The sequence below is a fragment of the Bacillus sp. 275 genome (assembly GCF_001999205.1).
Lineage (GTDB): Bacteria > Bacillota > Bacilli > Bacillales > Bacillaceae > Bacillus > Bacillus velezensis.
The window spans coordinates 2,169,958-2,191,329 of record NZ_CP019626.1; the positions used below are offsets into that span (position 1 = coordinate 2,169,958).

Genomic DNA, 21,372 nt, shown 5'->3' on the forward strand with positions numbered 1-21,372 from the left:
GGACTTATATGAATAGTGCCAAGGCGGAATCAGCTTTCAGCAAAAGGACCATCGCCGCAGCATTAGCAAATTACATTGATGCGGGTTCCATCGTGGCAGGATCAGCGGGTTTATCTATGTGGGTCAGCTATTTAAAGCTGTCCGACAGCCAGATCGGATTGCTCGGCGCCTTCAGCGCAAATGCGATATCAGCGGCCATCGGAGCGTTGCTCGGCGGGTATTTGGCTGATAAGGTCGGCCGAAAAGCTGTATACACAAACAGTATGCTCGTCTACGCCTTAGGAATTTGTTTGGTTTTGTTTGGATTCAACTTTCCCATGCTGTTATGCGGATACATGATTATCGGGATTTCTGTAGGCGCGGATATTACAGCTTCATGGACCATTATCGCGGAAAACGCCCCTGAGAAAAACCGGGCGAGGCATTGCGGAGTGGCGCAGGTGGCGTGGGCCGCAGGAGCCGTTGTGGTTCTGCTGTTATCCGTTTTGGTCGGTGACCTCGGGCTTTTAGGAAATAAAATTGTCTTTGCGCATCTATTGGTGATCGCCCTGATCACATATGTGATAAGAAAGCGTTTACCTGAGTCGGATGCCTGGAAAAACAGTGAAGAGCGGCCTGCCGCCGTGAAAAAAACATCTTATTTTGACCTGCTTCAGCCGAAATTTTTCAAGAACATTTTGTTTTTAATGGGTGTGTTTCTCGTATGGAATCTCGCAGCGGGCGTCATGGGATTCTTCATGCCGTACATCTACCAGCAGGTCGGCGGCGTATCCGCAAATACGGCCAACATTCTGCAGATGACCCTGTTTATCTTCACCGGGCTCGGCGTCGCCTGTATCTTCATGCCTTTTGCAGATAAATATCGGAAAACGGTGTTCGGAATCTGCGCATGTATGGCCGTTGTCGGCTGGTCGCTGTTTTTACTGCCGTTTCAGGGGCTCCCGATGCTGCTTTTGTTTGTCTTAGCGATCGGCATCAATAACGGAGCCGGCCAGCAGGCGAACTACCAGCTGTGGGCAAGCGAGCTGTTCCCGACAGAACACAGAGCGTCAGCACAAGGGCTCATGTTCTTTCTCGTCCGTATTTCAATCGGAATTTGGAGTTTATTTGTGCCGGTCATCATGTCACAATTCGGCATCGGTTTTATGGCCGGTATTCTGCTCATATGTGTGACGGCCAGTATGATCATCGGGCTTGTCTTCGCGCCGAATACGTCCGGCAAGTCGCTTGAACAGATACAGGAGGAACTGTACGGCGCTCCTCAGGACGGCAGCGAGAAAAGAAAGACGAGAACCATTATTTGATTATCAGAAGGAGTGGCGATCAATGAATTTACGTATAGGTGTTATCGGAACCGGTGCTATCGGAAAAGAGCACATCAATCGCATCACAAATAAGCTGTCCGGAGCGGAAATTACCGCTGTCACAGATGTGAATCAGGAGGCCGCGCAGCAGACCGTTCAGGATTTCAATTTGAACGCCTCCGTTTATCCTGATGACGACAGCCTCCTCGCTGCTGAAAATGTGGATGCCGTCTTAGTGACAAGCTGGGGCCCGGCTCACGAGTCCAGCGTTTTGAAAGCGATTCAGCACGGCAAGCACGTGTTTTGTGAAAAGCCGCTTGCGACAACGGCAGAAGGCTGTATGCGCATTGTCGAGGAAGAAATGAAGACGGGAAAACGATTGGTGCAGGTAGGTTTCATGCGCAGGTATGACAGCGGTTATGTTCAGCTGAAAGAAGCGATTGACAACCGCGTGGTCGGCGAGCCGCTGATGATTCACTGTGCGCACCGCAACCCGACAGTCGCATCGAATTATTCAACGGACATGGCCGTCGTCGATACGCTCGTTCATGAAATTGATGTCCTCCACTGGCTCGTCAATGACGACTATGAATCCGTACAGGTGATCTATCCGAAAAAATCAAAAAATGCGCTGCCGCATCTGAAAGATCCGCAGATGGTCATCATCGAAACAAAAGGCGGCATCGTCATCAATGCCGAAATCTACGTGAACTGTAAATACGGCTACGACATTCAATGTGAAATCGTCGGGGAAGACGGCATTATCAAGCTTCCGGAACCGTCAAGCATCAGCTTGAGAAAAGAAGGGAAATTCAGCACCGATATCCTGATGGACTGGCAGCGCCGATTTGTGGCTGCGTATGATGTGGAAATTCAAGACTTCATTGATTCGATCCGGAATAAAGGCGAAGTCAGCGGTCCGACGGCATGGGACGGTTATATTGCCGCGGTGACAACTGACGCGTGCGTAAAAGCTCAGGAATCCGGACAGAAAGAGCCTGTGGCGCTGCAAGAGAAACCGGCATTCTACCAATCATTTACGACTGTGAACAAATAATAGATCGGGAGTGAAAGAAATGAAACTGGCCTTAGATCCATCCATGTACCGCGATGATTTAACGTTAGAAGAAATGGTCTATAAAACGGCGGAGCTCGGATACGAATATATCGAATTGTCCCCGCGCGAGGATTTTTGTCCTTTCTATAAATATCCGAAAGTCGATTCAGCAAAAATCAAACAATTGAAGCGCCTTTTAAAAGATACAGGTGTGAAGCTGTCTTCTCTTCTTCCGCTTTACCACTGGGCGGGTCCTGATGAAGACCGTCGTCAGGCCGCCGTGCGCAACTGGAAACGGGCGATCGAAATTGCGGTTGAACTTGAAGTGGATTTGATGAACAGTGAATTCAGCGGTTCAAAATATGATCCTTTGACAAGTGAAGAAAAATTCATCAAATCCATGGATGAACTGCTGCCCGTCTTTGAAAAAGAAGGCGTTAAACTCAATCTGCAGGCTCATCCATACGATTTTATCGAAACGCACAAAGGGGCGATGGATATGATCCGCGCGCTTGACAAGGATTGGATCAATCTTGTCTACTCGACTGCGCATACGTTCTTCTATGATGACGGCAAAGGCGATATTGCGACTATGTTTGATGAAGCCGGCGACCGCCTCACACATGTCTTATTTGCAGATACTTTTAATCATAAAGCGGCGCATGGCCTTCGCTATATCGTCAACCCGCCTGACGCGAAAGTAACGGTTCACCAGCATTTGGACATCGGGCAAGGCGAGGTTGATTTTGAGACGATTTTCAGAAAGATGAGAGAGATGAAATTCGATGGAATTGCGACGAACGCCGTTTTTGCTTGGGTCGGCGAAAGAGCGGATGAATCAAGCCGGACCACGCTTAAGAAATTAAAGGAAGAATTAGGCATGGCATAAGCTGAGTACGGAGTTCGGCGGAGCGGGGCAAACAAGCCCTCCTGCCGGACTCCCTTCATATCGAAAACGTTGGATGGGAGAGGCTGACATGAAACTTTGCTTTAATGAAGCGACTACGCTGGAGAATTCAAACCTGAAACAGGATTTAGAACTATGCGAAAAGCACGGCTATGATTATATTGAAATCCGCACAATGGATAAGCTGCCGGAATACTTAAAAGACCATTCACTGGCCGATCTGGCGGAATATTTTCGAACCCATCACATTAAACCGCTTGCCCTGAACGCACTGGTTTTCTTCAACAACCGTGATGAGAAGGGCTATAGGGAGATCATTTCGGAATTCAAAAGCATGATGGAAACCTGCAGGACGCTCGGCGTGAAATATGTGGTGGCCGTGCCGCTTGTGACAGAGCGGAAAATCTTGAAAGAGGAGATCAAAAAGAGCAGCATAGAGGTGCTGACTGAGCTTTCGGACATCGCGGAGCCGTACGGCGTAAACATTGCCCTTGAATTTGTCGGCCACCCGCAATGTACGGTCAATACATTTGAACAGGCGTATGACATCGTGAACGCTGTCGGCCGCGATAATGTCGGACTGGTGTTTGACAGCTTCCATTTCCACGCGATGGGCTCCAATATTGAGAGTTTGAAGCAGGCGGACGGAAAGAAAATTTTCATCTATCATATCGACGATACAGAAGACTTTCCGATCGGCTTTTTAACGGATGAAGACCGCGTCTGGCCTGGACAGGGTGCGATTGACTTAGACGCCCATCTGTCAGAGTTAAAAGAAATCGGATTCAATGATGTTGTCTCCGTAGAGCTGTTCAGACCTGAATATTATAAGCTGACTGCGGAGGAAACGATCAAAACGGCAAAGGAAACAACGGAAGCCGTCGCATCAAAATACTTCATGAAGGAGGCGTGAACATGGCTTTTGTCACCATGAAACATCTTCTTGCAGAAGCGAAACGGGAGCATTATGCAGTCGGCCAATTTAATATCAACGGCCTCCAATGGACAAAGGCAATTCTGCAAGCGGCACAAAAGGAGCAATCGCCGGTCATCGCCGCGGCTTCCGATCGTCTGGTCGACTATTTAGGCGGCTTTAAAACGATTTCCGCCATGGTCGGCGCGTTAATGGAAGAAATGGCGATTACCGTTCCCGTCGTGCTCCATCTTGATCACGGAAGCAGTGCGGAACGCTGCAGACAGGCCATTGACGCCGGATTCAGCTCAGTGATGATTGACGGCTCCCATCAACCGATTGATGAGAACATCGCGATGACAAAAGAAGTCGCCGATTATGCCGCTAAGCACGCCGTCTCAGTAGAAGCAGAAGTCGGCACGGTCGGCGGCATGGAAGACGGGCTGGTCGGCGGGGTCCGCTATGCCGATGTCGCCGAATGTAAGCGGATCGTCAAAGAAACCAATATTGACGCGCTGGCCGCCGCCCTCGGCTCCGTCCACGGCAAATATCAAGGTGAACCGAATCTCGGATTTAAAGAAATGGAGGCTATCTCCCGCATGACTGATATTCCCCTCGTTCTTCACGGAGCATCCGGGATTCCGCAGGATCAGATCAAAAAAGCCATCACGCTCGGCCACGCGAAAATCAATATCAACACGGAATGTATGGTCGCCTGGACAGAAGAAACACGCCGCATGTTTCAGAAAAACGGTGATCTGTACGAACCCCGCGGCTACATGACACCCGGCATTGAGGCCGTGGAAGAGACAGTGCGAAGCAAAATGAAAGAGTTCGGATCAGCCGGTAAAGCCGTAAAACAGCAGGTCGGCTGATGAAAAGCACTCACAACATCGTGAGTGCTTTCGTCTTTCCGTTTATGTCCTTCTCGCGTTTCACCAAAGTATCACAATCAAATCAACCTGTTCATCTTTACAGGCTCTTTCAATCCAAGCGAATTGTATACAGCTTTTGCCCCCTCGTTTACTATAGTTATGAAAACTAGAATTCGTTATTATCCTTTTCTTTATCGATGACGTCGGTAACTTTCTTTTTTGTTAAAATAATCTATAAGTCATGTCTTTGTCTTTCGCAGTGATTTCATTATTACCTTGTCTCGAATTCTCATAAGTTTATACCGCATATACCCTACGTAAGGTCTCGTTTAGTAAAATTTCTTATTCCGTAAACCAGGAGACCGAGACATGTTATTACCATAATTGAGTAAAATAGGAAGTTTGATTGAATCGGTGATTCATCTTCGGGTGACATTGCTAACATAGGCTGTGTCCATGGATATACTTGACCTAATGGTGTACTGGCAATAATAATGGCCGGTAATGTAAAAACAATGCTAACAGCGAGTGGTATGCCAAATGTTTTAGACCTGATTGAAACAATAAGCTGCAATAAAATTAATGGTAAACAAGCTAAGATCCCTCTAATTCCATAACCTAGAATTGTAAGTAAAGGAAGACTCCCGCTTATGCCTAACATATAACCGAATCCAATAAATAAGAGGATTAAAATGAACATACTAATGAATATCATGCGGACCACTGTCAGAAACTTTCCCAGAAAGATATCTGAGTGTTTGACTGGTAAGGCTAGAAGCTGTTTCCAACCGCCTCCTACATGTTCCCCCCTGCAAACAAGGGCGGCGAAAATTCCCACTACGATAGGCAATACAAAAGGGCCCATAAATAAGGCAACTTGTGTCCAAGCCTCTACCCAGGGATTGTCTCCAGGATTCATAAAAAGGTTATAGTTTTTAATAAAGTTCGTGTATGCCAGGGATACACCTAACAAAGGCCCTAATAAATAGATGATCCATAACTTTGATCGCTTAAGCTTTAAACGTTCTACAAATAAAATGTTTTTCAAGTATTTCGCCTCCTTTTTTACAAAGCATCCCGTTTAGCAAAATGAATAGAGCCTAGAAATAATATAATTATCCCTAAGAAAAGGCTAATGCAAAGGTAAGATGAAAGATCTGGGTTATATCCTATACCTTCATACTGCAGAATGACTGTCGAAGATTGACTAGGATAAGCCAGCGGAAACCATCTCGTTGATTGAGCAGCTGCCAAAAACAAACCCATTATAGATGATATTGATCCTACAAGAATCGAGAATGCTTGGTTGCTAAACACCATAGATAACCATATCTGGAATGCCATTATAGGCAGTACTGTAACTAACATGCTGTAACTATCTCCAAACAAAAGTCCCCAAGGTACACTACCTTCGAATCCTACCAGTTTGCCCAGCAGTACCATGCCGAGCAAGAAGATTGTTGACGAAATAAATAAACTGACTACTAAGCAAATAAATTTACTTACATAAATTCGCATTCTAGATACGGGAAAAGAAAGGGTTTGCTTCCATCCGTTTGCTTGATGTTCTATATTTGCTATTATTGACGCAGAAAGTGTTGCGGCTAATGGAAAACCCAGACCAAATAACAAACTGTTATCATACAGTAAATACATCCACATTGATCCAGCATGGAACATTTCAGCTTGTTTTTCCACGTATTCAGATCGATAAGTAAGATTTACCAACTCATATGCTATAATGAGTAAGGGAACCAATAAGACTACAATCAATAACGACGAACGTTTCAGTTTTAATTGATCTGCCCACAATAACTTTTTCATAGACTTCCCTCTGTACCAGTTAATTCTAAAAAAATATCCTCAAGCGATCGTGTCTTTTCTTCAAGTCGAAATACAGACAGCCCTGAATGAAGAAGTATGGAATTGATTTCTGAAACAAATTCCGGTTCTGTTTGAGACAGCCACAAATAATTTTTTTGTAAATCAACCTTTAATCCTTTCCTGTTTAGTATTGTTTTTGCTTCGATTACGTCACTAACACCGACTTTTAATAGTGGTTTTCGTTTAAGATGTAAACTTGCAATCGAGTCCTGAAAAATCATCCTTCCATTGTTGATAATTCCCACTTGAGTAGCCATTTGGTCTATTTCACTCAATAAGTGGCTGGATACAATAACACTCATTCCCGATTTAGGCAATTCTTTAATTAGCTCTCTTATTTCTTGGATACCGGATGGATCTAAACCGTTTGTCGGTTCATCCAGAATTAATAAATCAGGACTGCTTAACAGGGCAACTGCAATTCCCAAACGTTGTTTCATTCCAAGGGAATACTCCTTAGTCAGTCGATTTGCTACTCTAGATAACCTTACAGTTTCCAATACTTCATTGACCCGTTGTTCCGGAAGTCCTCGTAACCTCCTAACAGCTTCTAAGTTTTCGTAACCTGTTAAATTACCATAATAAGTTGGAGATTCTACCAGTGACCCGATTCTTTGCAATATCTGCAAACGATTCTTGTTTAGGTTTTGGCCAAAGATTTCGATGTTTCCTTTTGTTGGTTTAATTAAACCTAATAACATTCGGATGGTTGTTGTTTTACCAGCACCATTCGGTCCAAGAAAACCATAAATTTCGCCGCGCCTAATCCTTAAGTTTAATCCATCAACTGAAGTATGCTTTTTATACTTTTTAGTTAGATCGTGTGTTACCACTATTTGATCATTCATTTGTCTCTCACCTCACTTTTATCATAAGCGATGTTCTTTAAACACAAACGAAACTCTTCCTAAACATTCACTTAACGACATCCCTGGTTTATTGACTGCATATAGTAAAATTGATTACTTGATAAGAATATTCTGAAATCTAAATAAAAGCTAAATTCTTTCCTTTTCTAACTCTTATGTATTCGATTTCATTTAAAATGAGAAAAAAAGGAGGGTAACTTATGACGTTAGAAGAGAACAAAATCCTCATGGTGGATGATGACGAACATATCTTAAACTTATTAATAACTTGCTTTGAAAAGGAAGGTTTCAGCAATATTTCCACAGCTATGACAGGGAGCGAAACCCTTCTGAAAATCGATCAGGAACTTCCAAATATTATTTTATTAGATGTCATGCTTCCGGACACTGATGGCTTCACCTTATGCAGCAAAATACGCTCCCATACAAATGTGCCGATACTCTTCTTAACAGCAAAAACAACAGATTTAGATAAATTGCAAGGGTTTAGTTTTGGAGGAGATGACTATATTACTAAACCATTTAATCCACTAGAAATTGTAGCTCGTGTAAAAGCCCAATTAAAGAGAATGACTCAACTCTCTACTTCTTACCCTCTAAAACAGGTATACGGTTATGAATATTTTAAAATAGATCCCAATACCGGCAGACTTGTTGTTAACGGGACAAGAATCGATTGCCCTGCTCAGGAAATGAAACTTCTGATTTATTTCTGTGAACATCCCAATCAAATTTTAAGTAAACACCAAATTTATAAAGATGTGTGGGGGGAGTTTTACGGCGGAGATAGTACTGTAATGGTACATGTAAGACGATTACGTGAAAAATTAGAGGAAGACCCGAGCAGACCAAGATGGATTAAAACGGTTCGAGGACAGGGCTATATATTTGAAGCAGAGCCTATAGATGAGGATTTATTGTGAAGCTGAGAAATAGGATAGCATTTTACTTCGTATCGAGACTTTTTTTACTCATGTTTATTTGGGGTCTGCTCATGGTGGGCAGTATCATATTTTTCAGCCTCGTCTTAGGTCAGAACAAAATGGAAACGCCGCACTTATCCTTAAAAAAAATTGTTGACCAAACAGTTGTTGCAGATAAACAATTTTCAATAAATACGAAAGCAAAAGAAGATTTATTAGAGAATCGGATGTGGATTCAAATTTTAGATGAACAAGGAGATGAGGTTTTTTCTTTTAATAAACCTAAAAATATACCTAAGCATTATATTCTTGGAGAATTAATATCAGATTACATGTATCCTGCCAAAAAAGGTTATCAATTATCTACGTGGTACGAAACGAAAAACAATCAGGATTTAACATGGGTATTGGGAAAGCCGATGGAAAAAAATAACCCTTTTTTCTATTGGGTGAATAACTTGTGGATAGTTTCTATTATGACGGCAGGGATTGTAATTGCAATATTTTACGGAAAAAAACTAGGTGCTCCCCTGCTGTTTATTGTATCTTGGATTGAGAATTTGTCTAAAGAAAAATATGAAGAACCTTATGATCGGAAGTTTCATTCAAGCAAATATAGACATAATAAATCTGGATATAAGACCTATCAAGAATTAATGCAAGCTCTGTCTGAACTTACCTCAACGCTTCAAAGGAATAAGGCTGAGAGAGAGTTATTGGAAAAAACAAGAGAAGAGTGGATGGCCGGTGTCTCACATGATTTAAAAACCCCTCTTTCGGTTATTAAGGGATATACGGTTCTTTTATCTTCAAATGAATATGAGTGGGAAAATCAGCAAGTGCGTGATTTTTCCTTAATAATGGAAGAACGTGTCGAATATATGGAAAAGCTGATTGAAGATTTCAACTTAACTTTTCAATTGAAAAATGAGTCGCTTCCAATCCATCTTGAAGAAAAAAACGCAGTGAAAGTAATTCATGACACTTTAGAAAAAATGAAGTTGCTACCGGAGTCAGAAAATAAGAGATTCGCTATAGAATCCAGTCACAATAAGATACTTTTTAATATGGATGAAAGGTACCTAAAGCGCGCAGTTGAAAACCTGATTGCTAATTGTATTAAACATAATCCTCCGGGCACTAAAATAAAGGTCATATTATATCATGACGTGTTACATGACAATGAAATACAAATTGTAATAGAAGACGATGGAATAGGAATGGACGAAGAGACGGTTAAATGTTTATTTGATCGGTATTTCAGAGGGACAAGCGCTTCGTCAAATAACTCAGGGACTGGATTAGGAATGGCTATTGCTCAACAAATTATCAAGGCACATGGGGGAAATATTGATATATATAGTCAGCCGGGAATTGGCACAAGATTTAAAATTACCTTTCCGAGTCCGCCATCTAAGTATAACAATGTCAATTAAAAATAATCGATCTTACATTGAGAAAGGGAGAAGCGGGTCTTTTATAAAGGCCCGCTTTCTCATGTTGCAGAGAACCGATGAAAGCATTATGATGGGGGCATCAAATATTGAGGGCTCCGAAAAGCCGTATCCTTTTGGAGGATGGTTGCATGAATAAAATCATGATTGTGGAAGATAGTGAAGACATTCGCGGACTATTGCAGAATTACCTTGAAAAATACGGATATCAAACGGTGGCCGCCGATGATTTCACGGCTGTTCTTGATGTTTTTTTGCGGGAAAAGCCTGATGTGGTGCTGCTTGATATCAATCTGCCGTCTTATGACGGCTATTATTGGTGCCGCCAGATCCGCCAGCACTCCACAAGCCCGATCATTTTTATCTCTGCCAGAAGCGGGGAAATGGATCAAGTGATGGCGATTGAAAACGGCGGAGATGATTATATCGAAAAACCGTTTTCTTATGATATTGTGCTGGCGAAAATCAAAAGCCAGATCCGCAGGGCATACGGAGAGTACGCCGCCAAGCAGGGAGAGAAAGTGGTTGAATATGCCGGTGTGCAGCTCTTTGTGGAACGGTTTGAACTGCGCTTTCAAGACGAAAAAAGTGAGCTTTCTAAAAAAGAAAGCAAGCTTTTGGAAGTGCTGCTGGAGCGGGGAGAAAAGGTGACGGGAAGAGACCGGCTCATGGAAAAAACGTGGGACACCGACATTTTCGTCGATGATAATACGCTTAACGTGTATATCACGCGGCTCAGAAAAAAACTGCGGGAGCTGAATGCGCCTGTTTCCATTGAATCGGTGCGGGGCGAAGGCTACCAGCTGAGGGGGCTGTCATGAAGCTGTTTCTCCGGTCTCATGCCGTGCTGATTCTGCTTTTTCTCCTTCAAGGGCTGTTTGTTTTCTTTTATTACTGGTTTGCGGGTCTTCATTCTTTTTCCCACCTGTTTTACATATTGGGCGTGCAGCTTCTTATTTTGGCGGGATATCTTGCCTATCGCTGGTACAAAGACCGCGGTGTGTATCATTGGCTCAGCTCGGAGCAGGAAGGGACGGACATCCCGTATCTCGGTTCTTCAGTGTTTTGTTCAGAGCTGTATGAAAAGCAGATGGAGCTGACCCGGATGCAGCACCAGAAGCTCCATGAGACCGAAGCCAAGCTTGACGCGCGGGTGACGTATATGAACCAATGGGGGCACCAAGTAAAAACGCCGCTGTCGGTCATTAATTTAATCATTCAGGAAGAGGATGAGCCCGTCTTTGAACAAATCAAAAAAGAGGTCCGGCAGATTGAATTCGGGCTGGAGACGCTTCTTTATTCTTCAAGGCTTGACCTGTTTGAGCGGGATTTTAAAGTTGAAGCGGTTTCCTTATCAGAGCTTCTCCAATCGGTCATTCAAAGCTATAAACGATTTTTTATTCAATACCGCGTCTATCCGAAAATGGATATTCGCGATGATCATCAGATTTACACCGATGCGAAATGGCTCAAATTTGCGATCGGCCAAGTGGTCACAAATGCGGTCAAGTATTCGGCAGGCAAGAGTGACAGACTTGAGCTGAATGTCTTCCGCGATGAAGACAGGACGGTGCTTGAAGTCAAAGATTACGGTGTCGGCATTCCCTCGCAAGATATCAAGCGGGTGTTTGACCCTTATTACACCGGCGAAAACGGACGGCGTTTCCAAGAATCTACGGGAATCGGCCTTCATCTCGTCAAAGAAATTACGGGCAAGCTCAATCATACGGTGGACATCAGCTCGTCCCCCGGTGAAGGGACATCGGTCCGATTTTCATTTCTTACAAAAATGTAAGGCTGCGTTAAGAAAACAACATAGCTCGTTTTGTTTCCCCTTGATAACATGGATTTATGTCAAGGGGATTTTTATGTTAAATGCCCCGGCACTACATGAAAGCAGCCCAGACCAACAAGAATAAAACCATAAGGAGGATTTTCATGGCGAATATGCTTGAAGTCAAACATATAAATAAAACCTATAAAGGACAAGTGTCCTATCAAGCTTTAAAACAAATTTCGTTTTCAATAGAAGAAGGCGGGTTCACGGCGGTGATGGGACCGTCCGGCTCCGGAAAAACAACGCTTTTGAATATCATTTCAACGATCGACCGGCCGGATTCAGGCGATATCCTGATTCACGGAGAAAACCCGCACCGGCTGAAGCGGACAAAGCTCGCTCATTTCCGCCGCAAGCAGCTCGGATTTGTGTTCCAGGATTTCAACCTTCTGGACACACTGACAATCGGTGAAAATATCATGCTGCCGTTAACGCTTGAAAAAGAAGCGCCGTCTGTCATGGAAGAAAAACTGCACGGCATCGCGGCAAAGCTCGGAATTGAAGACCTGCTCAACAAACGGACGTTTGAAGTATCCGGCGGACAGCGCCAGCGGGCCGCCATCGCAAGAGCGGTCATTCATAAGCCGTCACTCATTCTGGCCGATGAACCGACGGGAAACCTTGATTCCAAAGCGTCAAAAGACGTCATGGAAACGATGCAGAGCCTGAATCAGGATGATCATATCACGGCTTTGATGGTGACCCACGATCCGGTTGCGGCAAGCTACTGCCGCCGCGTCATCTTTATAAAAGACGGCGAACTGTTTAATGAGATTTACCGCGGGGAAAACCGCCAAGTCTTTTATGAGCAGATTCTTGATGTGCTGTCTATGCTGGGGGGAAACGCAAATGACCTTTCTTCAGTTCGCTTATAAAAACGTCACGAGAAACAAAAGGGCCTATCTTGCTTTCTTTTTAAGCAGCGCTTTTTCCGTTTTGATTTTCTTTACCTTTGCGATGTTCCTGTTTCATCCGGCACTAAAGGAAGGCTACCTGAATAACATCGCCAGAAAAGGCTTAACCGCCGCGGAATGGATGATCTTTGTTTTTTCTTTCTTATTTGTTCTGTATTCGGTTAACGCATTTTTGAAATCGAGAAATAAAGAATTCGGCATCCTGCTGATGCAGGGCATTACGCCGGTGCAGCTGAGAAAGCTCATTACGGCGGAAAACATGATCATCGGCGTCATGTCGATCGCAGCCGGGATTATCGGAGGCTTCATTTTTTCGAAAACGTTCTTTACGGTCGGCGCTTATATTTTAGAAATGGAGGCGCTGCCTCTGTACATGCCTTGGAAAGCGCTCGGCATTACGGCCGGCGGATTCCTGCTCTTATTTTTCCTTTTATCGCAGTTCACGATCCTTTTTGTCAGATCAAATACGGTGATCAAATTAATAAAGGGCACTGACAAGATCAAGCCGGAGCCGAAGCCGTCCGTGCTTCTGTCTATATTCGGCATCGCCTGCCTGTGCGGCGGGTACGGCATGGTCCTTAAAGGCAATGTCCACGGGACTCAACCGTTTATCATTTTGCTGCTTACCGTCATCGGCACGTATTTCTTTTTCAGCCAAAGCAGCATCTGGATTCTGCGCGCGCTGAAGAAGTGGAAAACCTTTTATCTGCGCGGGAAAAATGTCATTTGGGTTTCTGATCTTGTTTATCGTTTAAAAGACAATGCCCGCCTGTTCTTTATCGTCAGCATTATTTCCGCGGTAGCGTTTACGGCGACAGGCGTGCTCGCGATGTACAAATCGACCGTCGGGGCGGAAGAGTCCGCTTATGAGATGGAGTATTTATCTTACAGCGGCAACCCAAAAGAACAGACTCATTTGAAAAAAATTGACCATGAACTGAAAACACACGGCTTGCCGTATAAGAAAGACAAAATAAATGTTTCCTATATTCGCTATCAGGAAGGAGATACTGTTCCCCCTGTTTACATGATCAGCGAATCGGATGTGTCAACATACTTCCATGTCAAGCTGAACGGCCTGAAACATGATGAGGCTGTCTATTTTCCGAGTACGTATGACCGGAATTTCAAAAACAAAGCACCGGATCAGCTGAAGCTGCTGAACCAAAAAGGCAAGCCGTCTGACCAAAAACTGACGGTAAAAGAAGTCGAAAAACCGCTGATTTCATTAAATGCCATCATCGCGGTGAACGATCAAACCTTTGATCAGCTTAAATCACTCGGTGAAAAAGCGTCATTATACGGCTACAGCTATGATCATTGGAAAGACAGTCTTGGGATCAGCCAATCCTTGAAAAATGAGATTTACGGCAACTATATCGACGTGCATTCTGATTTTATGGCAAAAGCCGGGACGTACTATGATACGGTGCAGCTGCCGAGCCTGAGTTTATTTATCGGCCTGTTTATCGCAATTGTATTCTTTGTCGCGGCAGCAAGTTTCTTATATTTCAGGCTGTTCACTGATTTAGATGAGGACCGGGAGCGCTACCGATCATTGGCTAAAATCGGCCTGAGTGAGCGTGAAATGGCACAAAGCGTGACAATACAATTGGCGATTCTCTTTTTCTTTCCTTTCGTCATTGCCGTCATGCATACGCTGTTTGCCTTGAGAACATTGGCCGTGGAAGGCTATTCCGATGTAGCGGGGCCGCTCAGTCTGACCATCGGAGGGTTTTTCATCTTTCAGCTTCTGTTCTTCCTCACAGTGCGGTCAAGCTATTTGAAAAAAATGAACAAGTAAGGGGAGTGCACAGATGAAAAAAGCATTGGCAATCCTGGCCGTCTTGGCGGCCGCTGCCGTCATATACGGACTTCTCTTTTTTCATAATGATGTTACAGACAGATTTAATCCGTTTATTCACCAGCAAGACGTCTATGTACAGATTGATCGAGATGGCAAACATCTTGGCCCGGGCGGTACTGAGTATACATTAGACGGATATAATGCATCCGGAAAAAAAGAAGAAGTGACCTTTTTCGCCGGGAAAGATCTTAGGAAGAACGCGTATTTGAAAGTGAAGGCGAAAGGAAAGTATGTCGAGACCTGGGAAGAAGTCAGATTTGAAGATATGCCGGGCTCCGTACAGTCAAAGTTAAAGTGAACATGAAAAGCGGCACAGTGTCATGACTGTGCCGTTTTTTTATTTTTTATTTTCTTCAGCCCGTTTGATCAGCATGTCGGTGATGATATCCATCTGTTTGCTGACGGCAATCGGGTCATACGGATAGAAGGTGTTGAAATCGTTGATAAAGACACGATTGTGTTTTACGGCATCGAGATTTTTCCAAACGGATGAATCTTTCAGACGCTCAAATGTTTTGCTTTCTCCATTCGGATTGTAATCGGTAATGAACATATAATCAGCCGCATATTGAGGGATGACCTCTTGGGAAACCTGTTTCATGGCGCCCGTTTTCATGATGTCTTTTTCAATTTTGGCCGGCGCTTTCAATCCGAGCGCGTTATAAACGGCTTGGCCGCCGCGGCCGGAATTGTCATTGAAAATCCAGATTTCGCCTTTATCCGTCGTTTCATAAAGGCCGACTGTCTCGTCTTTGCCGATCACGTTTTTGAGGCGCTTTTGATTCGCTTCGGCTTTTTTGTTGAAGTCTGCCATAAAGCTTTTGGCTTTATCCTTCGCCCCGGCAATGTCGCCGAATAGGCTGACCGTATCTTTCGTATTCTTTGCGGTGTTAAAAGGAATGACAATCGTCGGTGCGATTTTCGATAGTTTCTCGTATTGGTCTTCCTTCATCAGCACGATTAAATCAGGCTTCAGCTGCATCACTTTCTCCACATTGACGGGATTGCCGATGTCAGTAATGTTTTTCAGCTGTTTTTTGATAAACGGATTTTTGAAAGTCCATGAGCCCGCCCCCACGACATTTGCGTCAACGGACAGCAGCTCACCTGCATAAAAGTCAGTGACGATCCGTTTCGGATGTGCGGGTATGTCAATATTTCCTTTTGTTGATTCATATGTACGCATGTCTGTCTTTCCTTTGCCTGATGCCGATCCGTTGTTTTCCTTCGCGCCGCTGCAAGCGCTTAATGCGAAAACAAGCAGAAGTGCCAGGCCGATCAGCCATGATTGCTTCTTCATAATGATCCCCCTATTTCAGTGATAATGATTATCATTATTAATATAGCAGGAAGACGTCATTCCGTCTATGTTTTTTATAGAAAACCTTCCTTGATTATCCATGTTATAGTAGTAAAGGAGGAGGAATGAATGTTGATTACGAAAAGAGGAACTTGGTGGGAAGTGCTGCACAGCTGGTGGCTGCTGCTGACTTTCGCGCCGTTTGCGCTGACCGCTTTCTTGGCCTTTTTCTATATCGGCTACCGGGCCAAGAACAAAAAATGGCTGAAATACGGACTTATCTATTTTATTATTTTAGCAATTGCTTTTGTGCTGCCGAGCACGCCGGGCGTGTATATCGTGCTGCCTTTATGGGTCATCTCCATCATCCACGGGCTGAAAGTGCGGGCGGCTTATTTGATACAGCTTGATGTGTTTAAACAAAACGTCGAAGCAAGAGCGTTTGAAGCGGTAAGGCATGAGGCGGAAGCAAAATTCGGCGGAAAACCCGCTCATCGCATTGATCTGACAAAACAGAGATAAAAACAAATGACAAAGCCGGTATCTCGCGCTTTGTCATTTGCATGACCGGCCTATTGCTGGTATGAATGCTGCTGAAACGGTGTGTGATGCTGTGTTTGCGGGAATGAAGAAACATTAGCGTTTGCCATCGGTGCAGGCATGTGTCCGCTTACTTCCTGCTGAAGCTGATTGCACACATTCACGATTTGCTGGCATTTCTGAATGGCCGCTTCATGCCCCTGCAGCGCTTGCTGAATGGTATGAACGGCATGCTGTTCATGGTTAAGCATCTGCTGAAGCATTTGAATATTTTGCTGTTCCTGCTGGAGCATTTGCTTGTACTGCTGACTGCTTTGCTGTGTCTGCTGAATAAGCTGCTGTGCTGTTTGGCGGCATTGCTGCAGCTGATTTCCGCTGTATTGGTTTTGATACATCATGAAGACCTCCTGGAGTGATTGATTTTACACATTTATCATGTGAAAGAATAGGAGAGGCATTCATGCAAGAAAAGGATTCAAATATTTACCTGTTATGTACAGAGCGGAATACAAGGCTCGGGATGGCCTGTCGAGCTTTGTATTCCGGCCCTTTTTCTCAGAAGCCGCCTTCTGTAGCGTGAAAAGGAATATTGAGTCTGTTTTCGACTGCGCGCAGGCGCTGATTTAAACGGTTTAAGCGGCGGGTATGGATTTCAATGGACTGGCTCAGCCGTCTGATCTGCTCATTCATACGCGTGATTTCCCGGTTTTGGCGCTGGTCTTCTTGTGAGAGGCGGGTGAGCTCTCTCGTTTGCTCGGCGTTTTGTCTTTCAAGCTGGGCGACTCTCCGTTCTAAACCTGTCGGCTGCCGCTCTTCGGACTGAGGGGGCGCATAATAATAGCTTTCCTGCTGCTGATACGGCTCATACTCAACGCGGTTCACTTCGTATTCCTGCTGCTGAGGGAAATAGGCAGGCGGGGTGTAGTACTGATATGGGTTCATTCATCATTCTCCTTATCTAGTGAAGTCTTTATACACTATGTAGTCAATTGCACAGTGCCACGGCATCCGCCTAAGTTACAGGCGTAAAAAAGCTTCAAAGGAAGGTGATCATGTTGCGGAACATACGGATTTTCATCATGACGGTTCTTGTTTTCGGATGCGTCATGATAACAGGCTGCTCGCAAAAGAAAGCAGACGATACCCCTTTTTATTACGGGACATGGGATGCGGGGCTGAAGCCGGGCCCGATGGACGGGGTCAGATCTGAAACCGTCACGTTTACGAAAGACAGCGTGCTGACAAAGCAGGTCATTCAAGGCCGCGGCGAGGTTGCCATGCCCTCAGATGTGTACAAGGTGATCTCACAAAACACGGACGGGACGATCGAGATTGAATACCTCGGCCATCCGCACCCCGTCAAAAGCACGTTGAAAAGAGGAAAAAACGGTACGCTCATTTGGAAGATATACGGAGAAACAAAAACAATGACAAGAATAAAAACCGGCGGGGAGGATGCACATGAGAAATAAGGCTGCCGACAGACTCGTTTTGACGGGTGTCATCGTACATATCATTCAATGGTTTTCACTGTTATGGTTATTTTTTATGCTTTTTGATCAGTTCGGGCGTTTTACCATTTACAATCCCAATGTCGTCAACGGAAGCATGCAGTCTTTTTCATTCTTTGATATGATGCGCGCTCTTCTGTTTTCCGGCACGCTGCGGAATACGCTCCTGCTGTTTCTGTTTGCGGCGCTACTCATTTACTTGTGGGTGAACGCTCTGTTTATCCTGCTGGAAATCGTTTCTTATATCATGATCAGGCGGAACAGCCGTTCATTATGGGCATACTTTCCCGCAACGATGGGAATAAAGCTTGCCCTTCTGGACATAGCGGCCGTCCCTTTCTTTGCGGCGGGGCTGATGCTCTTGAAGCAGAAAACAGATGACGGCGGCGAACAAGCTGACAAGGGGAAAAGACGGCCCCGCATCCGGAGGCAGGCCCGGTATACGAAGAGAAGGCGGAGAAACTCGTCCGTTTGATTTTTCATTGAAACGAAAAAACGATATGATGAAAGCATAAGAAGAAAAGGATACAAAGGAGATGCAGGATGTACAAGTTAATCGCAATAGATATGGACGGAACACTACTAAACGATCATCATGAAGTGACGGCTGAAGTCCGCGGGGCGCTTGATGCCGCCAAAGCGGAAGGGGTCAATATCGTCCTGTGCACGGGCCGGCCGATCGGCGGCGTGCGTCGGTATTTGGAAGAGCTGAACTTACAGGAAGAAGGCGACTTTGTGATTGCCTATAACGGCGCACTCGTCCAAAATACGTATACAAACGGTGTCGTGGCCGAGCAGTCATTAGGTTATGAGGATTTGAAGTCGCTTTACGAGCTGAGCTTACAGCTGGATACCCCGATGCATTACTTTGACACAGCCAATCTGTACACGCCGAACCGGGATATCAGTGAATACACGGTATACGAATCATACATTACGAAAGTGCCGCTTCATTTCCGCACGATCGATGAAGTGCCGAAGGATATTCTGATTCCGAAAGTCATGTTCATTGACGATCCGGACAAGCTGGAGAAAGCGATCGCTTCCATTCCGGAATCATTCAAGGAAACATACACAATGGTTAAAAGCGCGCCATTCTTCCATGAGATTCTTCACCCGAAAGTCAGTAAAGGAAACGCAGTCAAGCTGCTGGCCGAAAAACTCGGCATTGAACAGAAAGACGTCATGGCAATCGGCGATAACGGCAACGACATGTCCATGATTCAGTGGGCCGGCTGCGGTGTGGCAATGGCCAATGCCATCCCGGAAGTAAGGGAGATTGCTGATTTTGAAACGAAATCAAATAACGAACACGGCGTGGCGCATGCGATTCAGGAGCTTGTGCTGAAAAAATAGGCACCCCATCAGAGGGTGCTTTTTTACCGCGTGTTTTGGTGATATGATAAGCGGAGAGGGGAGGCGCGGCATGGATCGTGAAAAACAGCAGCTCAGCATAGAAGCGGCAAAACTATATTATCAATCAGATTACAGCCAGCAGCAGATCGCCGAACGGCTTGATCTGTCACGCCCCACCGTTTCAAGGCTGCTGCAGTACGCAAAGGAAAAAGGGTATGTTCAAATTCGCGTCATGGACCCGTTTGAGGATCTGGACGAACTCGGCGCGAAGCTGGAAGAAAAATACGGGCTGCTTGAGGCGCACGTCGTCTTTTCTCCAAGCGACGATTACCAGGCCATTACACATTACTTAAGCCGCTATGGCGCAGACTATATGCATAAAACCGTAAAGGACGGCGATATACTCGGCGTAAGCTGGGGGACGACGATGTACCAGATCGCAAGCCGCATGGAGCCGAAGCAGGTAAAGAGCGTTGAAGTCGTGCAGCTGAAAGGCGGCATCAGTCATTCCAATGTTAATACGTACTCGTCAGAAACGATTCAGCTGTTCGCCGAAGCATTTCAGACCATGCCGAGGTATTTGCCGCTGCCGGTTATATTTGACAGCGCCGATGTGAAACAGATGGTCGAACGGGACAGACATATTAAGCGGATCATTGAAATGGGCAGACAAGCCAATATCGCCCTGTTTACGGTCGGAACCGTCCGGGATGAGGCGCTGCTTTTCAGACTCGGCTATTTCCGGGAAGAAGAGAAACAATTGCTGAAAGCACGCGGAGTCGGCGATATTTGTTCGCGCTTTTTTGACGAGGAAGGCAGGGTTTGCAGCAGCAGCATTAACGGCAGGACGATCGGAGTCGAGCTCAGCGACTTGAAAATGAAAGAGCGTTCGATTCTGGTGGCGGGCGGCAGCAGAAAATGCAAGGCCATTCACGGTGCCCTGAAAGGAAAGTACGCCAACGTTTTGATTACCGATCAGCATACGGCCAAAAAACTCATTCAAGAATTGTGACAATTCATGAACATAATTTCAATTACCAATTTACATATGTTCAAAATTCGGTTATTCTAAACGTATCCTAGGAAAAAGGAAGTGCATACAATGTCAATTGCAAGTCAAATAGACCATACTGCTTTGAAACCGCATACACAAAAAGCGGATATTTTACAACTGATAAAAGAAGCAAAAGAATATAAATTCGCTTCCGTTTGTGTAAACCCGACTTGGGTCAAACTCGCAGCGGAGGAACTGAAAGGCACTGGAGTTGACGTTTGCACCGTTATCGGATTTCCTCTCGGCGCAACGACATCGGAAACAAAAGCATTTGAAACGAAGGATGCCATCTCAAAAGGAGCCACTGAGGTTGACATGGTCATCAATATCGGCGCATTAAAAGACGGCGATGATGAAGCGGTTGAAGCTGATATCCGCGCGGTAGTTGAAGCAGCTGATAAAAAAGCGCTCGTTAAAGTGATCATCGAAACATGCCTTTTGACAGATGAAGAAAAAGAGCGCGCGTGCCGCTTGGCGGTATCCGCAGGCGCAGATTTCGTCAAAACGTCTACCGGTTTTTCTACAGGCGGGGCAACGGCTGAAGATATCGCTCTCATGAGAAAAACAGTCGGACCGGACATCGGGGTCAAAGCATCAGGCGGCATCAGAACAAAAGCTGATGTTGACAGCATGATCGCTGCGGGCGCGAGCCGGATCGGCGCAAGTGCGGGCGTCTCTATCGTGAGCGGCGGAGACAGCGGCAGCAGCGACTATTAATCAGCAGTGCGGAAGCTGAAAGCTTCCGCCATCCTCTTTCTTTGTTGATGCATAAAAAATTGTAAGCGAATACAAATAAAAGGAGAACAC

The 21,372-nt window shown here is 45.1% G+C and carries 24 protein-coding genes; 18 read left to right on the top strand and 6 right to left on the bottom strand.

Translation table 11 applies throughout. The features are described 5' to 3' along the window. Nucleotides 1-8 precede the first annotated feature (8 nt). From BZ167_RS10405 to fba, 5 genes are all read left to right on the top strand, one after another. Nucleotides 9-1,304 (top strand): MFS transporter, encoded by a 1,296-nt coding sequence (locus BZ167_RS10405; protein WP_061890906.1) that lies wholly within the window; start codon nucleotides 9-11, stop codon nucleotides 1,302-1,304. 22 nt (nucleotides 1,305-1,326) lie between these two features. Beyond that, a complete protein-coding gene (locus BZ167_RS10410) occupies nucleotides 1,327-2,361 on the top strand; it encodes a bifunctional inositol 2-dehydrogenase/D-chiro-inositol 1-dehydrogenase (RefSeq protein WP_015418570.1) in 1,035 nt (344 codons plus the stop codon). Nucleotides 2,362-2,380: 19 nt separating this feature from the next. Next, nucleotides 2,381-3,250: a sugar phosphate isomerase/epimerase family protein gene (locus BZ167_RS10415; RefSeq protein ID WP_007407833.1), complete on the top strand. Its 870-nt coding sequence runs from the start codon at nucleotides 2,381-2,383 to the stop codon at nucleotides 3,248-3,250. Nucleotides 3,251-3,338: 88 nt separating this feature from the next. Then, nucleotides 3,339-4,181, top strand: a complete 843-nt coding sequence (iolI, locus tag BZ167_RS10420) for a 2-keto-myo-inositol isomerase (protein ID WP_077392059.1) — start codon at nucleotides 3,339-3,341, stop codon at nucleotides 4,179-4,181. A gap of 2 nt (nucleotides 4,182-4,183) precedes the next feature. Continuing rightward, a complete protein-coding gene (fba, locus tag BZ167_RS10425) occupies nucleotides 4,184-5,056 on the top strand; it encodes a class II fructose-1,6-bisphosphate aldolase (protein ID WP_060673794.1) in 873 nt (290 codons plus the stop codon). A gap of 313 nt (nucleotides 5,057-5,369) precedes the next feature. Here the strand turns inward: fba and BZ167_RS10430 are convergent, their stop codons facing one another. Genes BZ167_RS10430 through BZ167_RS10440 form a run of 3 tightly spaced genes read right to left on the bottom strand, consistent with a single transcriptional unit; the run spans nucleotide 5,370 to nucleotide 7,788 of the window. After that, on the bottom strand, nucleotides 5,370-6,104 hold the full coding sequence (locus tag BZ167_RS10430) for an ABC transporter permease (RefSeq protein ID WP_012118839.1): 735 nt from the start codon (nucleotides 6,102-6,104) through the stop codon (nucleotides 5,370-5,372). Between the two features lie 17 nt (nucleotides 6,105-6,121). Beyond that, nucleotides 6,122-6,880, bottom strand: coding sequence for an ABC transporter permease (locus BZ167_RS10435; protein ID WP_012118838.1), 759 nt, complete (start codon nucleotides 6,878-6,880; stop codon nucleotides 6,122-6,124). Next, nucleotides 6,877-7,788, bottom strand: coding sequence for an ABC transporter ATP-binding protein (locus BZ167_RS10440; RefSeq protein ID WP_060673796.1), 912 nt, complete (start codon nucleotides 7,786-7,788; stop codon nucleotides 6,877-6,879). The genes BZ167_RS10435 and BZ167_RS10440 overlap by 4 nt, the downstream gene beginning before the upstream one ends. Nucleotides 7,789-8,009: 221 nt before the next feature. Here BZ167_RS10440 and BZ167_RS10445 point away from each other — a divergent pair, with 221 nt between their 5' ends. From BZ167_RS10445 to BZ167_RS10475, 7 genes are all read left to right on the top strand, one after another. Continuing rightward, a complete protein-coding gene (locus BZ167_RS10445; protein WP_015418566.1) occupies nucleotides 8,010-8,732 on the top strand; it encodes a response regulator transcription factor in 723 nt (240 codons plus the stop codon). Then, complete coding sequence (locus tag BZ167_RS10450; RefSeq protein WP_077392060.1) at nucleotides 8,729-10,168, top strand: sensor histidine kinase; 1,440 nt, start codon at nucleotides 8,729-8,731, stop codon at nucleotides 10,166-10,168. The genes BZ167_RS10445 and BZ167_RS10450 overlap by 4 nt, the downstream gene beginning before the upstream one ends. A gap of 149 nt (nucleotides 10,169-10,317) precedes the next feature. Then, nucleotides 10,318-11,007 carry a two-component system response regulator YxdJ gene (gene yxdJ / locus BZ167_RS10455; protein ID WP_012118834.1) on the top strand — a complete coding sequence of 230 codons (690 nt, stop codon included), beginning with the start codon at nucleotides 10,318-10,320 and terminating at the stop codon, nucleotides 11,005-11,007. Further along, nucleotides 11,004-11,981, top strand: coding sequence for a two-component system sensor histidine kinase YxdK (yxdK, locus tag BZ167_RS10460; protein ID WP_077392061.1), 978 nt, complete (start codon nucleotides 11,004-11,006; stop codon nucleotides 11,979-11,981). Before yxdJ ends, yxdK begins: the two co-directional genes overlap by 4 nt. Before the next feature lie 143 nt (nucleotides 11,982-12,124). Next, nucleotides 12,125-12,898: an ABC transporter ATP-binding protein YxdL gene (yxdL, locus tag BZ167_RS10465; RefSeq protein ID WP_007614823.1), complete on the top strand. Its 774-nt coding sequence runs from the start codon at nucleotides 12,125-12,127 to the stop codon at nucleotides 12,896-12,898. Further along, complete coding sequence (yxdM, locus tag BZ167_RS10470; protein WP_077392062.1) at nucleotides 12,873-14,741, top strand: ABC transporter permease YxdM; 1,869 nt, start codon at nucleotides 12,873-12,875, stop codon at nucleotides 14,739-14,741. The genes yxdL and yxdM overlap by 26 nt, the downstream gene beginning before the upstream one ends. 13 nt (nucleotides 14,742-14,754) lie before the next feature. Further along, nucleotides 14,755-15,102, top strand: a complete 348-nt coding sequence (locus tag BZ167_RS10475) for a YxeA family protein (RefSeq protein WP_077392063.1) — start codon at nucleotides 14,755-14,757, stop codon at nucleotides 15,100-15,102. Between the two features lie 39 nt (nucleotides 15,103-15,141). Here the strand turns inward: BZ167_RS10475 and BZ167_RS10480 are convergent, their stop codons facing one another. After that, entirely contained in the window at nucleotides 15,142-16,104 is a 963-nt protein-coding gene (locus BZ167_RS10480) for an iron-hydroxamate ABC transporter substrate-binding protein (RefSeq protein ID WP_053573897.1), read from the bottom strand. 129 nt (nucleotides 16,105-16,233) lie between these two features. Between BZ167_RS10480 and BZ167_RS10485 the strand changes: the two genes are divergently transcribed. Further along, complete coding sequence (locus tag BZ167_RS10485; protein ID WP_007407824.1) at nucleotides 16,234-16,626, top strand: hypothetical protein; 393 nt, start codon at nucleotides 16,234-16,236, stop codon at nucleotides 16,624-16,626. 50 nt (nucleotides 16,627-16,676) lie between these two features. Here BZ167_RS10485 and BZ167_RS10490 read toward each other — a convergent pair whose 3' ends face one another. Both BZ167_RS10490 and BZ167_RS10495 read right to left on the bottom strand, forming a co-directional pair. Then, nucleotides 16,677-17,039 (bottom strand): hypothetical protein, encoded by a 363-nt coding sequence (locus BZ167_RS10490; protein WP_007407823.1) that lies wholly within the window; start codon nucleotides 17,037-17,039, stop codon nucleotides 16,677-16,679. A 160-nt stretch (nucleotides 17,040-17,199) separates the two neighbouring features. Next, on the bottom strand, nucleotides 17,200-17,586 hold the full coding sequence (locus BZ167_RS10495; protein ID WP_007407822.1) for a hypothetical protein: 387 nt from the start codon (nucleotides 17,584-17,586) through the stop codon (nucleotides 17,200-17,202). Nucleotides 17,587-17,696: 110 nt separating this feature from the next. Between BZ167_RS10495 and BZ167_RS10500 the strand changes: the two genes are divergently transcribed. The 5 genes from BZ167_RS10500 (at nucleotide 17,697) to deoC (ending at nucleotide 21,282) form a co-directional block, all read left to right on the top strand. After that, a complete protein-coding gene (locus tag BZ167_RS10500; protein ID WP_007407821.1) occupies nucleotides 17,697-18,116 on the top strand; it encodes a lipocalin family protein in 420 nt (139 codons plus the stop codon). Continuing rightward, nucleotides 18,106-18,630: a hypothetical protein gene (locus BZ167_RS10505; RefSeq protein ID WP_033574315.1), complete on the top strand. Its 525-nt coding sequence runs from the start codon at nucleotides 18,106-18,108 to the stop codon at nucleotides 18,628-18,630. The genes BZ167_RS10500 and BZ167_RS10505 overlap by 11 nt, the downstream gene beginning before the upstream one ends. A 68-nt stretch (nucleotides 18,631-18,698) precedes the next feature. Beyond that, nucleotides 18,699-19,511, top strand: coding sequence for a sugar-phosphatase (gene yidA, locus BZ167_RS10510; RefSeq protein WP_015240895.1), 813 nt, complete (start codon nucleotides 18,699-18,701; stop codon nucleotides 19,509-19,511). Between the two features lie 70 nt (nucleotides 19,512-19,581). Further along, nucleotides 19,582-20,523 (top strand): DNA-binding transcriptional repressor DeoR, encoded by a 942-nt coding sequence (locus tag BZ167_RS10515; RefSeq protein WP_061890904.1) that lies wholly within the window; start codon nucleotides 19,582-19,584, stop codon nucleotides 20,521-20,523. A gap of 90 nt (nucleotides 20,524-20,613) precedes the next feature. Continuing rightward, on the top strand, nucleotides 20,614-21,282 hold the full coding sequence (gene deoC, locus BZ167_RS10520) for a deoxyribose-phosphate aldolase (RefSeq protein ID WP_004393277.1): 669 nt from the start codon (nucleotides 20,614-20,616) through the stop codon (nucleotides 21,280-21,282). The last annotated feature ends 90 nt before the right edge of the window (nucleotides 21,283-21,372 follow it).

Bases quoted from the DNA above. Each gene is read 5' to 3' on its own strand.
- BZ167_RS10490 (WP_007407823.1), bottom strand. From the start codon at position 17,039: ATGTATCAAAACCAATACAGCGGAAATCAGCTGCAGCAATGCCGCCAA.
- BZ167_RS10475 (WP_077392063.1), top strand. From the start codon at position 14,755: ATGAAAAAAGCATTGGCAATCCTGGCCGTCTTGGCGGCCGCTGCCGTC.
- yxdL (WP_007614823.1), top strand. From the start codon at position 12,125: ATGGCGAATATGCTTGAAGTCAAACATATAAATAAAACCTATAAAGGA.
- BZ167_RS10500 (WP_007407821.1), top strand. From the start codon at position 17,697: ATGTTGCGGAACATACGGATTTTCATCATGACGGTTCTTGTTTTCGGA.
- yidA (WP_015240895.1), top strand. From the start codon at position 18,699: ATGTACAAGTTAATCGCAATAGATATGGACGGAACACTACTAAACGAT.
- yxdJ (WP_012118834.1), top strand. From the start codon at position 10,318: ATGAATAAAATCATGATTGTGGAAGATAGTGAAGACATTCGCGGACTA.
- BZ167_RS10410 (WP_015418570.1), top strand. From the start codon at position 1,327: ATGAATTTACGTATAGGTGTTATCGGAACCGGTGCTATCGGAAAAGAG.
- fba (WP_060673794.1), top strand. From the start codon at position 4,184: ATGGCTTTTGTCACCATGAAACATCTTCTTGCAGAAGCGAAACGGGAG.
- yxdM (WP_077392062.1), top strand. From the start codon at position 12,873: ATGACCTTTCTTCAGTTCGCTTATAAAAACGTCACGAGAAACAAAAGG.
- BZ167_RS10480 (WP_053573897.1), bottom strand. From the start codon at position 16,104: ATGAAGAAGCAATCATGGCTGATCGGCCTGGCACTTCTGCTTGTTTTC.
- BZ167_RS10445 (WP_015418566.1), top strand. From the start codon at position 8,010: ATGACGTTAGAAGAGAACAAAATCCTCATGGTGGATGATGACGAACAT.
- BZ167_RS10415 (WP_007407833.1), top strand. From the start codon at position 2,381: ATGAAACTGGCCTTAGATCCATCCATGTACCGCGATGATTTAACGTTA.
- yxdK (WP_077392061.1), top strand. From the start codon at position 11,004: ATGAAGCTGTTTCTCCGGTCTCATGCCGTGCTGATTCTGCTTTTTCTC.
- BZ167_RS10505 (WP_033574315.1), top strand. From the start codon at position 18,106: ATGAGAAATAAGGCTGCCGACAGACTCGTTTTGACGGGTGTCATCGTA.
- BZ167_RS10515 (WP_061890904.1), top strand. From the start codon at position 19,582: ATGGATCGTGAAAAACAGCAGCTCAGCATAGAAGCGGCAAAACTATAT.
- BZ167_RS10405 (WP_061890906.1), top strand. From the start codon at position 9: ATGAATAGTGCCAAGGCGGAATCAGCTTTCAGCAAAAGGACCATCGCC.
- BZ167_RS10440 (WP_060673796.1), bottom strand. From the start codon at position 7,788: ATGAATGATCAAATAGTGGTAACACACGATCTAACTAAAAAGTATAAA.
- BZ167_RS10485 (WP_007407824.1), top strand. From the start codon at position 16,234: ATGTTGATTACGAAAAGAGGAACTTGGTGGGAAGTGCTGCACAGCTGG.
- iolI (WP_077392059.1), top strand. From the start codon at position 3,339: ATGAAACTTTGCTTTAATGAAGCGACTACGCTGGAGAATTCAAACCTG.
- BZ167_RS10435 (WP_012118838.1), bottom strand. From the start codon at position 6,880: ATGAAAAAGTTATTGTGGGCAGATCAATTAAAACTGAAACGTTCGTCG.
- deoC (WP_004393277.1), top strand. From the start codon at position 20,614: ATGTCAATTGCAAGTCAAATAGACCATACTGCTTTGAAACCGCATACA.
- BZ167_RS10495 (WP_007407822.1), bottom strand. From the start codon at position 17,586: ATGAACCCATATCAGTACTACACCCCGCCTGCCTATTTCCCTCAGCAG.